At 45.9% G+C, this 12615-nt stretch carries 12 protein-coding genes; 9 read left to right on the forward strand and 3 right to left on the reverse strand.

The window, feature by feature from the left end:
* The first annotated feature begins 99 nt into the window (after positions 1-99).
* From MKX41_RS03285 to MKX41_RS03295, 3 genes are all read left to right on the forward strand, one after another.
* Positions 100-351 carry a hypothetical protein gene (locus MKX41_RS03285; protein ID WP_076283188.1) on the forward strand — a complete coding sequence of 84 codons (252 nt, stop codon included), beginning with the start codon at positions 100-102 and terminating at the stop codon, positions 349-351.
* Between the two features lie 126 nt (positions 352-477).
* Positions 478-780 (forward strand): HesB/IscA family protein, encoded by a 303-nt coding sequence (locus tag MKX41_RS03290; RefSeq protein ID WP_042126263.1) that lies wholly within the window; start codon positions 478-480, stop codon positions 778-780.
* 41 nt (positions 781-821) lie between these two features.
* Positions 822-1061, forward strand: a complete 240-nt coding sequence (locus tag MKX41_RS03295; protein WP_042126265.1) for a DUF1450 domain-containing protein — start codon at positions 822-824, stop codon at positions 1059-1061.
* A gap of 86 nt (positions 1062-1147) precedes the next feature.
* Here the strand turns inward: MKX41_RS03295 and MKX41_RS03300 are convergent, their stop codons facing one another.
* Complete coding sequence (locus MKX41_RS03300; RefSeq protein WP_340974805.1) at positions 1148-3118, reverse strand: LTA synthase family protein; 1971 nt, start codon at positions 3116-3118, stop codon at positions 1148-1150.
* A gap of 203 nt (positions 3119-3321) precedes the next feature.
* Positions 3322-4461 carry a THUMP domain-containing class I SAM-dependent RNA methyltransferase gene (locus MKX41_RS03305; RefSeq protein WP_076283187.1) on the reverse strand — a complete coding sequence of 380 codons (1140 nt, stop codon included), beginning with the start codon at positions 4459-4461 and terminating at the stop codon, positions 3322-3324.
* A gap of 198 nt (positions 4462-4659) precedes the next feature.
* Between MKX41_RS03305 and MKX41_RS03310 the strand changes: the two genes are divergently transcribed.
* Positions 4660-5289, forward strand: a complete 630-nt coding sequence (locus MKX41_RS03310) for an O-methyltransferase (protein ID WP_076283186.1) — start codon at positions 4660-4662, stop codon at positions 5287-5289.
* Positions 5290-5296: 7 nt separating this feature from the next.
* On the opposite strand, the gene MKX41_RS03315 is transcribed toward MKX41_RS03310, so the two are convergent.
* Positions 5297-6517, reverse strand: a complete 1221-nt coding sequence (locus MKX41_RS03315) for an MFS transporter (RefSeq protein WP_339802385.1) — start codon at positions 6515-6517, stop codon at positions 5297-5299.
* Between the two features lie 279 nt (positions 6518-6796).
* Here MKX41_RS03315 and hemE point away from each other — a divergent pair, with 279 nt between their 5' ends.
* From hemE to MKX41_RS03340, 5 genes are all read left to right on the forward strand, one after another.
* Entirely contained in the window at positions 6797-7858 is a 1062-nt protein-coding gene (gene hemE / locus MKX41_RS03320) for a uroporphyrinogen decarboxylase (protein WP_042186799.1), read from the forward strand.
* Positions 7859-7893: 35 nt separating this feature from the next.
* Positions 7894-8850, forward strand: coding sequence for a ferrochelatase (hemH, locus tag MKX41_RS03325; protein WP_339802388.1), 957 nt, complete (start codon positions 7894-7896; stop codon positions 8848-8850).
* A complete protein-coding gene (hemG, locus tag MKX41_RS03330) occupies positions 8847-10268 on the forward strand; it encodes a protoporphyrinogen oxidase (RefSeq protein ID WP_339290262.1) in 1422 nt (473 codons plus the stop codon). Before hemH ends, hemG begins: the two co-directional genes overlap by 4 nt.
* A gap of 178 nt (positions 10269-10446) precedes the next feature.
* On the forward strand, positions 10447-11835 hold the full coding sequence (locus tag MKX41_RS03335; RefSeq protein WP_340968681.1) for a CapA family protein: 1389 nt from the start codon (positions 10447-10449) through the stop codon (positions 11833-11835).
* Positions 11836-11856: 21 nt separating this feature from the next.
* Complete coding sequence (locus MKX41_RS03340; RefSeq protein ID WP_445253225.1) at positions 11857-12588, forward strand: glycerophosphodiester phosphodiesterase; 732 nt, start codon at positions 11857-11859, stop codon at positions 12586-12588.
* Positions 12589-12615 lie beyond the last annotated feature (27 nt).

Below are 12615 nucleotides of genomic sequence, written 5' to 3' on the forward strand. Positions count from 1 at the left end.
TTACAGTAAACTTGCGTAACATAAACCATAGGGTATGGCCGCTGTCGTCACTACACGTTATCCGCGGCTGTATCCTTTTTACTTGGGAGGAGGGTCACTATGAAACTGAAAAAACTGCTGTCACTGAAACAATGGTCTACTATCTTCAGTAGTTCCTGGCGATATGTGATCTCCCCTAAAGTCGCAATAGGGGACAAGCTTTTATTCACAATCCCAGTACTGCTCTATTGGGTGTTGCCGGATTTTATGCCTTTTTTACCGATCGATGATATTGGTGTGACGATGCTTCTTATGGGCTGGTTCGTGTCACGGATGGGACGGAAATACCCGGCACTTCAGGCCGGAAAATGAGGCAGTGAAGTGAGGATCTACCTCGGATTGTGTATCTAATTTGTTATTATAGTTGCTTTTAGATATCATTTACCTTTAAAATAGGTAATTGAGTATTTAATTTAAGTACTAGGAGATGGATGATAGATGAAGGTCAAAATTACCCGCAATGCGGCTAAAGTGATAAAGAAACAAATGGAACTTGAAGGAAACAGCGAGTTGAAGCTTCGCGTAGCGATTACGCATGCTCACGGTGATCATGCTCACTACGGACTGGATTTGGACACGCCTAATGAGAATGATGTTGTAGTCTCGACAGATAAAGAAATCGATGTTATTCTTGATCCGAATCAACCGCTCCTTGATGGTGTGGTCGTTGATTATTTATATCTTCCTGAAGAAGGTTTTGTTATTACTAATCCGTCTAAAGGTAATCACGGCGATCACTAAACGTTTCGCCTTAAATTTGGGACATAAAGAAGGGTTGCTCCATGGCTAACGATATACAAGTGTGCGATGAATGTAATTTTATGAAATTGAAGAGTATCATACCCAAACTGCAAAAGATGGCGCCTGATGCAGAGATCAAGGTCGGCTGTAAGTCGTACTGTGGTCCATGTGGCAAACGGGCCTTTGTATATGTTAATGGTCGTTATGTGAGTGCTCCAACAGAGGAAGAAGTGTTGAAGAAGGTAGAAGCTTTTATCAAGCAACCGGCCGTTCAGAAATAATGCAGAGGTCTTATCCATCAACTTAAAAAGCCCTAAACCCGTGTTGATGACGGAGTTTAGGGCTTTTTGTTTTATAAATGAAATTTTTATGGTGCAGATTCTTCCTTTCGAAGCATCTTGATGCCATCGTATTTCATGATATCGTCTGAGATTTGCAGTCGTTGCTTACTTGTCTCGAATCCGGTACTGCACCCCGCAACGTCAATGGCTTCGCGGCTGTCGAGGCTATAACAGGTGCCGCTGTTGAATTGTCCATTTTCACTTGGAAGATAGGAGCGCTTCGCATCAGCAAAGGCACCGGTTCGCAGTGTCACAAGTCGCTCTTTGCCACTGAACAGATTATTACCCATGAGATAATAAGGATCTTGTGAGATCCCAAGCAGATGGAGTAAGGAAGGTGTGAGATCCAATTGACCAGCCGGATTAGAATCAATCACCGAGGTGTTATTACCCGGCAAATGAATGAGTAATGGAACTTGATGCATGATTTGATGCATGTCGAGCTTACTTAAGCTTTTACCAAGAAATTGTTCGTAATAAGAGGTTTCTTGGATCGAGTTATCATGATCACCATAAAAGGCAAGGATCGTGTTATCCCACAACCCACGCTGCTTCATATCACTCACCAATTCACCTAGAGCTTCATCTGTATAATGAACAGCCTGTAAATAATCTCCGAAGATGGTACCTTTAAACTCCCCGGTATCAAGCCCTTGCTTAGCCGCAGGGAGAGAATATGGGTGATGACTAGATAGTGTAGTCAAAAAAGAGTAAAAGGGCTTCTGGATCGATTCTGCAGAATCCATAATATTTAGGGACTGCCGCAGGAATGATTTATCTCCCAATGACCAGCCTAGGGGCTCGTCGATCTTAAAATCTTTTTTGCTATAAAAATGGTCGTACCCCATCGCCTTATACATAATCTGCCGATTCCAGAAGCTTCCTTCATACGCATGGAAGGCATTGGTGCTATAGCCCTTGGACTTCAAAATGGCAGGTAACGTGTCAAATTGATGATCCGGGTAACGGACAAATACTGAGCCGGAGACCAGCGGATACAGTGAACCATTCGAGGCGAAATCCGCATCGGAGGTTCGCCCTTGTGAGGTCTGATGATAGTAATTACTGAAGTAGGTATTCTCTTTGATTAGAGCGTTCAAATTAGGTGTGACCTCTTGTCCATTGATCGAACGTCCCACTACAAAATTCATAAAAGCTTCGGCCTGAATAACAACGATGTTGCTTCCGCTGTATTTTCCGAAGCTGTCGTTAAGAGCACTTTGCTCAGCATTGTGTTCATTGAACCAGAGCTTCATGGAGTTGGCTTCCTTTTGTGAAAGCTCAGGCTGCGGGCCTAAATGATCTTTGGCATACAAGTAAATATCATAACCGTGAAATCCAATGAGTCCAGTAACGTTATACATTGCCAAGCTCCACCAGTTACCAGTGAATAAACCCTTGGCCCACGTAGTGGCGTAAGAGTGGATAGGGCCAAAGGTCAGAATGCAGCCTAATACCAATGCAACGACTCCGTTAACGCTCCGTCTTAGTCCTCTCATTAAGCGTGAAGAGGGACGGAAATGACTTGTGTGAGCATAATAGGAAGGCTGTCCATTATTATAGGTAGGCGTGTTCCGACGGAATAACACTACGCAAATGGAGTAAACCAGAAATATCAGCCAATCCGCGAACAAGTAGAGATCAGAGGGACGGAGTAGTGCAAAGATACTTCCGCCAAGTGCATCCATCTGTCCGGCTTGAAAAAGAACGGGGACGGTGATGAAATCCTGAAAGTAGCGATAGTAGACAATATCAGAATAAATAAGTAATGTCAGGAGCACATTTATGATTATCAGGGCTATGGTTTGTCCACGTCGGGGGAGCCATAACACCCAAAATGATAACAGCATAACTGAACCGAGAGCAATGAGCTTGTCGAGACGGTTCATATCAATATTAGGGGCATGCAGGCCGCTGTGAAGAAACATTAGCTTAGCGAGCATAAGGACAAGAAAAAGGATGTAACCAATATAACGGGAGCGGACAATAGTGATCATTCTATCCGTTATGGATGAGCCGATCCTACTAAATGGATCTCGTGACACGTCAAAGCCTCCTAGCACAGAAGTTGAGTATGTAAGAAGAAACGGACACCGTCCTCAATCGAGGTAGATGTCCGTTCTTATATTTCTCGCATAAACGCTTACCGTCCTTTTAAGGACGCCGAAGCCGTTCATGCTTGGCGTAATTGTCTTCCGAATTATTTCGGATTTCTAGGTGGAAGTGGACCCAAGTATTGATAATATTGACACTCAATACGTCCGTTATACAACTTGCGACGCTTGTCCGCTTTACGGCCGTAATATTGTTCGAATTCCTTATAAGGACTAATCGCGAAGAATGACCAAGTCGGTAGGTACAGCATCATTTCACCAAACTGGCGAGTCAGCTTCTCCACCTCTTTATCATTACTGATCCGTTCACCATATGGCGGGTTGGTAATGATACAGCCGTATTCGCCTTGGGGTCTTGCTTTGGCGGCAGCCATCACGGTGAAGGTTATTTCTCCGGACAGGCCGGCGCTTTTAGCAGCGGCTTCAGCAATTTCTATAGCAGCAGGATCGATATCCGTGCCGGTTAGCTGCAACGGATAATCATCTCGTACGGCATCGAAAGCTTCTTCGCGAGCTTCCTCCCACAGATACTTAGGGATGACTGGCCAATGTTCTGAAGGGAAGGAACGCCGTAGTCCGGGTGCGATATTCCAAGCGATCATCGCGGCTTCGATCAACAATGTTCCCGAACCACAACATGGATCATATAGCGGACGGTGGCCATTCCAGCGGCTAAGCTGGATTAAAGCGGCTGCCATCGTTTCCTTCAGTGGCGCTTCTGTAGCCTGTCTGCGGTATCCGCGTTTGTGAAGAGCAGGTCCGGTGGTGTCTAGCGTAATAAGCGCGATATCGTTTAACAGAATCACTTCGATCACATATCGAGGTCCGTTCTCTGGGAACCAGTCCGTATGATAGGAGAGCTTCAGCTTCTCGACGATAGCTTTTTTGACAATCCCTTGGGAAGCGGGTACACTCGTTAGTTGTGATTTATGGGATCGTCCTTCAACCGGAAATTCTCCATTCTCAGGAATCCAGTCTTCCCAAGGCAGCGCTTTAACACCCTCAAATAACTCATCGAAGGTTTTGGCGGGGAATTGACCCATTTTTACTAATACGCGGTCGGATGTACGCAGCCATAAATTACAGCGACAGATGTCGATATAATCACCACTAAACAATACACGACCGTTCTCGACCGTGGTCTCATAACCCAGTTCGTTTAATTCGCGCGCTACTACAGCTTCTAATCCCATAGGGGCAGTAGCGATTAATTGTAATTTGCTCAAATACTCTCAACTCCGTTTAACTTGTAGATAAATACAAAAAGCCAGTACAATAAGAAAAGCCAATACCATAAGAAAAGCATCCATACAAGTATAGGGGAATGCGGGACACTTCACAATGCCCGGCATTCCATAAACCATAAAATCTTCCCCGTCATCCCTTCATTCGAGAAAACGGGGGATCATCAAAGGAGAATCTTTATGCTTACCCAAGAAGAATACAGTGAACAACTTTATACCGAGGACGAAATCCTGCTTCAGGTAAAAGAAGCTATCGTCCAAGCGGGTATGCCGGAGGTGTCTGTCGAGCCGGGGTACGGAAGACTGCTCACTATGCTTGTTAGACTGTCCCGCTCCACGCGTATTTTGGAGATTGGCGCACTTGGCGGCTACAGCGGAATTTGCTTATCTCGCGGCTTCACTGAAGGTGGCACGCTGACTTCGCTAGAGCTGAGGGCCGATTATGCCGAGCTTGCTCGCCGTAATTTAGAACTGGCCGGATTCGGTGATTCTACGGAATATAGAATCGGTCCTGCAATGGACAGCCTGAAGGCACTTGAAGCAGAGGGTGCTAAGTTCGATTTCTTCTTTATCGACGCAGACAAGATTAACTATACCAATTACTTGGAATATGCCATCAAGATGGCTAATCCAGGCGCGATTATTGCTGGTGATAATATCTTTCTCCGCGGACGGACGCTAAATACAGATCGAAATGGACCTGCCATTCTGGCTGTACGGCATTTCAATGAAATGATCGCCACCGATGACCGTCTGATCAGCACTTGTCTGCCAGCCTATGATGGACTGGCGTTGGCAATGGTGAAATAGCAGAAGATTAGCGAAATAGCCGTGGCGGAGTAGCTTTGTATAGCTTAACCCGGACCCATACGGTGTTCAACAGCAACAAGCTTCCGGAGATGATAAACAGTCCCTCTATACCAATATAACCAGATAGAAAGCCGCCTATGATAGCTCCCAGCATATTGCCCAGTGACAATGTGCTGCCGTTGAAGCCGAATGCGCGGCTTTCTTTCCCGTCAGGGGTATAAGACCGGATAAGCGCATTAACGCTGGGCAAAAGGCCGCCCATAAAAATCCCCATGAGAAAACGGACAACGATTAGCTGCCACACGCTAGTAACGAATGCTTGCGGAATCAGGAATAGCGAAGCCCCGATTAACGCGTAGGTCAGAATGCGGTGTGCGCCGACTTTATCACTCAGCTTGCCGAGCAAGGGGGAAGCCAGCATGTTGGAGATCCCTGTAACTGCGCTGACCATTCCGGCTAAAAAGGCTATATTCTCAGCAGGCCCATTTAACTTTTCAACATAAAGTGGCAGCAAGGCCATGGGGCTGATCATTGCAAATTGCAGCAAAAAGGTTACACCAAACAGCGCTGGGAGCTGAGGGATTTTGATCAATTCCTTCAAGCCCTCCATTACTGACACCTGTGGCTCTTGTGCCGCTTCTGCACGATCGAATTTCTCTTTAACGAGAAATAATGCCAGCAGAGAGGCAATGAAGAGCAAGGCGCCAACGACATAAAAGATCGGACGAAATCCGATTAAATCAGCAAGAAAACCACCAATAAGTGGTCCAAGGATGGTACCTGCAACAGAACCCGACTGCATTAGCCCCATCGAAAATCCCATACGTGCTTTCGGAGTAGTACCCGAAACGAGTGCGATGGAAGCGGGATTGAAGCCGGAGATTGTACCGTTTAGCAGTCGCAGTAAGAGCAGCTGCATTGGGGATTGTGCGAAGCCCATCAACACCATAACGATAGCCATGCCAAAGCTGGAGCGCAGGAGCATGATTTTACGTCCATATTTGTCAGCAAGTTTTCCCCATAGTGGCTGGAAAATGAAAGAAGTTAAAAAGTTTGCGGCAAAAATAAGGCCCGCCCAAATTCCAATTTCATGCTCACCCTGAACTCCAAGATCCTTAGCAAGATACAAGGTCAGGAACGGTGTGATCATCGTCATTCCGGCATTTACCAAGAATTGTCCGAACCAAAGCACTAAGAGGTTGACCTTCCATGTCTCCCATTTCTTCAAAGTGCTTTCACTTCCTTTCAAAGAATTTCAGAAAATACATGATTCACAGAAAAATAGACATTTTATCAGTATATCATTTTTTTAGCTTCAAAAGTGCAATACATGTCATAGTAATGTCATAGGATTGTCATTCCGCGATCTTCGTTTTGCTTGTTACAACCTTTTAAAAAGGGCATAATAGTAAGTATGCCGATCAAGCATAAACGCCATCGGCGTCCTTATTAGGACGGTAAGCGTTTATTTTAAAAAATCTTATAAAATATAAATGGAGATCTTATCATGACCTACAACGACACTTTTATCCGCGCCTGCAGAAAGCAGGATACGGAGCACGTTCCCGTATGGTACATGCGGCAGGCCGGCCGTTATGATCCCGAGTACCGTAAAATCAAGGAAAAGTACTCATTGCTTGAAATCTGCAAACAGCCTGAGTTAGCGGCTGAAGTAACCTTGATGCCTGTGCGCAAGCTAGGTGTGGACGCGGCCATTTTGTATTCAGACATTATGAATCCGGTCGCTTCTATCGGTGTGAAATTTGATATCGTCAAAGATATTGGCCCTGTGATCGAGAATCCGATTCGCTCTGCAGCAGATGTCGAGAGACTGAAGCCCATTGATGTTGAAGGCGATCTCGGACATATTTTGGAGACGATTGCAATTCTGGATAAGGAGCTGGACGTGCCCTTGATTACTTTCGCAGGCGCACCGTTTACAATTGCCAGCTATCTGATCGAAGGCAGACCTTCCAAAGGATATATTCGGACTAAAGAGCTAATGTACAGTGAACCCCGTGTCTGGGAAATGCTAATGGACAAGCTCGGCGATATGATTATCGCTTACCTCCGCAGTCACGTGCGTAGTGGTGGAAAAGCGTTTCAATTGTTCGACAGCTGGGTCGGTGCCCTTGCGCCTCGCGATTTTGAAAAGTATGTGTTACCGACGGTTTCTCGTATTTTTTCCGAATTATCCGATCTTGATGTACCGAAAATATACTTTCCTGGCGTAAGCTCTGGCGAATTGCTACCGAGTCTTACGAAGCTTCAAGCGGATGTAATCGGGGTGGACTGGCGTGTGAGCTTGTCCGAAGGTCGTCGCAGAACCGGTGGGAAATTTGCGATTCAAGGCAACCTGGATCCGTATTTACTTACAGCGCCGATGGACGTCTTGAAGGAGCACGCGAAAGCGTTAATTGATGAAGGGGTACAAGAGCCGGGATATATCTTCAATCTGGGTCATGGCTTATTCCCGGAGGCTTCTTTAGAGAAGCTTAGAGAATTAACGGAATATATTCACGAATATTCACAGGAAGTATTGAAAGAATCAGCCAAACTGCGTTCTTAAAAATAGCCTATTAAATCTATAAGGGGATGGAATCCGTGACAGCAAAAATAGGTGTTCTCGTCATGTCGTATGGCACTCCTAAAAGCTTAGAAGACGTTGAAGCATATTACACTCATATTCGGCGAGGTAATCCGCCGACAGCGGAGCAGCTTAAAGAATTAACAGATCGCTATGAAGCGATCGTCGGGGGTGTATTCCCGCTGCGGGAGAACACAGACCGTCAAGTAGCTGCATTACAGGCAGCATTAAACGCGGATAAAGCTGGGGCGGATGTTGAATTTGTCTGCTATCAGGGTTTGAAGCATGCCTATCCGTTTATTGAGGACGGCGTCGAGGCTATGGCGAAGGACGGCATTACCCAAGCGGTTGGTGTTGTGCTTGCCCCTCACTATTCAAGCATGAGCGTGGGTGGCTACATCAAACGTGCTCAGGAAAAGGCTGATGCATGTAAAATCAACATGGGTTTTGTGGAGAGTTACCATATGCACCCAGTATTGATCGATGTTCTAAGCCGGAGAGTAACTGCGAAAATAGATCAATATATCGAAGCAGGCGCTACTCGCGATGAGATAAGGGTATTATTTAGCGCGCATAGTCTTCCAGAGCGTATTCTAGCTATAGGGGATCCTTATAAAGATCAACTATTGGAGACCTCAAAGGCTATTGCAGATCAAGCGGGGATAACCAATTGGCAGTTTACGTGGCAAAGCGCAGGACGGACAGCTGAACCATGGCTTGGACCAGATATTCTGGATACACTTCAGCAGCTTAGCAAGGAACAGGTAGAGTATGTTCTAGTGGCACCGATCGGGTTCGTATCCGATCATTTAGAAGTGCTGTATGACCTTGATATCGAGGCAACAGCCGTAGCTTCAGAGCTGGATATGCGTCTTATGCGGATTGAATCATTAAACAGCGATCCTGCGTACATGTCCGTATTGAGCGATGTTGTTCGTACAAGACTGAATCAAATGTCGGCCGGTCAGTCATGACTGGTCCCTCTAGGCGAATTGTTATCATAGGCGGTGGGCTGAGTGGACTCAGCGCCGCCTTTTACATTCGTAAGTTTTACAAAGAAGCTGGCATGAAACCTGATATTGTACTGCTAGAGAAAGACAAGACTCTTGGTGGGAAGATCGAAACATTGCACCGGGATGGATTTGTGATTGAGAAGGGTCCGGATTCTTTTTTAGCTAGCAAAACAGAGATGATTGAATTGGCTAAGGAATTAGAGCTAGATCACGAGCTTGTGAACACAAATCCAAAGGCAGAGAAGACCTATATACTACAGCGTGACAAGCTTCATCCTATGCCTTCCGGTCTTGTGCTTGGAATTCCTACTGAACTAAAGCCATTTCTATCAAGTGCTCTGGTTTCATTCGGTGGCAAAATACGCGCGCTGATGGACTTGATCCTTCCTCCTAAGCGGAGTAATGACGATGAATCCCTCGGACAGCTGATTGAGCGACGTTTAGGTACTGAAGTGATGGAGAATTTGACCGAACCGCTATTAGCCGGTATGTATGCTGGGGATTTACGCAAAGTCAGCCTACAGGCTACCTTTCCGCAATTTGGAGAAGTAGAGCGGCAGTATGGTGGTCTTATTCGTGGAATCATTAAAGAACAGAATTCCTCTAAGACAAATACGAGCACAAAGAACAGCACTTTTCTGACCTTTCGAAAAGGACTACAAAGTCTCGTGCATGGCTTGATTCATGAACTGCATGATGTAGAACAGCGAACTGAAGCTGCGGTGGTCTCTATACATGCTACAGGAACTAATGCTTCTCGTTATGAGCTAGAACTGGAAAGTGGCGAACGGCTGCTTGCGGATGAAATATATATCACCACACCAAATTCTTTTGCTGCCGAACTTTTGCGTCCACATGTGGATGTTTCAGCACTCGATGCGGTAAATTATGTATCGGTTGCGAACTTAGTCATGGCCTTCGACAAGAAGGATATCGAAATTGATGATGCTGGAGCAGGTTTTCTTGTGCCACGTAAGGAAGGGCGCAATATTACTGCCTGTACATGGACGTCAACGAAGTGGCCGCATACGAGTCCAGATGATAAAGTACTTATGCGCTGTCATGTAGGCCGTTCCGGAGATGAGCAGAATGTTCAACTTCCAGATGAGGCTCTTACGGAGCTAGTGAGTAAGGATTTACGAGAGATCATGGGCATTACAGCGAAACCTATATTCACGGAAATTACTCGTTCGGAACATTCGATGCCACAGTATCCTGTTGGACATCTTGACAATCTTTCTAAATTCCATAGGGAGCTTGAGACCACACTTCCTGGGATATATGTCTTTGGAGCTGGATATGATGGAGTGGCAATGCCCGATTGTGTTAAGCAGGCTAAGCTTACAGCACAAAGCGCTGCAAAGCGTATATCGAATTAATTGTTCATTTACGGGAGAGTTAGAATTATATAATGAACGGTGAAGCGAAGATTTTTGCTTCACCGTTTTTGTTTGAAAATTAGATTATACTATTTTAATGGACTCTCGTATTTGGAGGGACAGGTGCTAGGTATGCTATAATAGAACCAATTTGAGAGTAGAGGAGATCATAGAAACAATGTATCCGCCGCGATCGCGTTCTAGACAGAAGAACAAACATAAGAGCAAACGTAAGCGCAGAACGGCCTGGATGTGGGTCAATGCAGGTCTACTTCTGTTGATTATTGTGGCGCTCAGCTATAGTTTTATGGATGACAGATTCAAGGGAAGTTCTGAGCCACCTCCAGTGGCGCAAATGACGGCTTCGCCTACTCCGGAAAGTACTGCTCAGGAGACAGCACCTATAGTGACTGCAACGCCTGAAGCCACGGAGTCTCCCATCCCTTCTCCAACGGTAACCCCGGAAGCTACACCTACACCAGAGCCAAAGAGAGAAGAAAATGTTGAAACACAGGCGCCTGTACCAACTGAGACCCCTTCGCCAGATGAAGGTAGCTCCCAAGTCGCAGATGGTGGTTCTGTGTCTGGACTTCCATCAGATGACCAGGCTTCTGGCAATACAGTGACCTTGAATTTTGGTGGAGATGTTATTTTTTCGGGGAAAGCCGGGGAATTGCTCGAAAAGAAAGGTTACGACTATTCGTATGCCGCGCTCGATGGAATGTTCAAGAAGGATGATCTTACGATTGTGAATCTGGAGACTCCTGTGACCACGGGTGGGGTTGGCGCCGCTAATAAGCAATACGTATTCAAAGGCTCGCCCAAAGCACTAGATGCTCTTAAAGCAGCCGGAGTGGATGCAGTAAATATGGCGAACAATCACACGCTTGATCAAGGGGAGGAAGGCCTGCGAGACACGCTGAGTCATCTCTCGGAAAGAGGCATTCCTTATGTTGGTGCTGGACTCAACAGTAAAGAAGCATTCTCAGCGCAATATTTTGAGCGTAAAGGGATTAAGATCGCCTTGCTGGGGTTCACACGGGTGATTCCTGCATCTGATTGGATGGCGGGAAAAAATAAACCCGGGCTTGCTTCAGTATATGATAGTAGAGAAGGACTTAAAGCGATTGCTGCAGCTAAACAAAAAGCTGATTTGGTTGTCGTAGTTGTCCATTGGGGTAAAGAACGGGTAGAGCAGTTCGATAATACTCAGCAGACCCTTGGACGTAGCTTTGTCGATGCGGGAGCTGATCTTGTCATTGGTGGTCACCCACATGTATTGCAAGGTGTGGAGCCGTACAAAGGCAAGTGGATCGCCTACAGCACTGGTAATTTTATTTTTACGAGATCAACGGTACCTGCCACTTGGGAAACTGCTGTATTTCAGGCGGAATGTAGTAAAAAAGGTCAATGTTCATTACAGCTGAAGCCTATGACTGCTGAGCTAGCTCAGCCCGTGCCCATGAATCAGGTGAACGGACAGCTTTTGCTGAAAAAAATAGAGTCTTTATCTGCTGGTCGAGTTAAGATCAACAGTGACGGCAAAGTGACTCAAGTTACAAAATAGGGTTCCTGGGAGGTCCTTATGATGAACAATTTATGTGTTGCCCATCGGGGATTTTCCGGTAAAGCTCCGGAGAATACATTAGCAGCGATCCGGATGGCCATTGCCATGCCTTTTGTACACTGGATGGAATTGGATGTCCAGCTCTCGAAGGACGGTGTTCCTGTTGTCATTCATGACTTTACACTGGACCGTACAACCAATGGTCATGGTAAGGTGAAGAATATGGATTGGGAACATATCCGGCGTCTCGATGCGGGTAGCTGGAAAGGGCGTTCTTTTCGGGGAGAGCGGGTGCCTTCCTTGGAAGAGGTGCTCTCATTAGCCTCCGGTAGACTTCGTCTCAATATTGAACTGAAAACAGTGGGCAATATGTATCCTGGCATCGAACAGAAGGTGACGGATCTTATTTCCTCTAAAGGCATGCGGGACGACGTGATTTTGACCTCTTTTGACACAGATGTGTTGAAAAAAATCAAGGAAATAGACCCCCGCTTTCGTACAGGCTTAATTTTTGATTCAAGGTTTGGTAATCCTGCTCGAAGGCTGCATGAACTGGAGTGTTCTCTTTTGTCGATTAGCTTCTCGCGTTTAAATCCTAGATTGGCTAAGGTTTTGACGGAGCAAGGTGTGAAGATTATGGCTTGGACAGTGAACAAAGGAAAAGAGATGCGTCGCTTAGCAGATATGCATTCTGATATAATGATTTGTACAAACCGTCCGGATATCTGGGGCGATACATTTCTAAAAGTATAAATAATCCAATTCGATGGGAAAGAGAGC

This window comes from Paenibacillus sp. FSL R5-0475, assembly GCF_038004585.1.
Taxonomy (GTDB): domain Bacteria; phylum Bacillota; class Bacilli; order Paenibacillales; family Paenibacillaceae; genus Paenibacillus_AQ.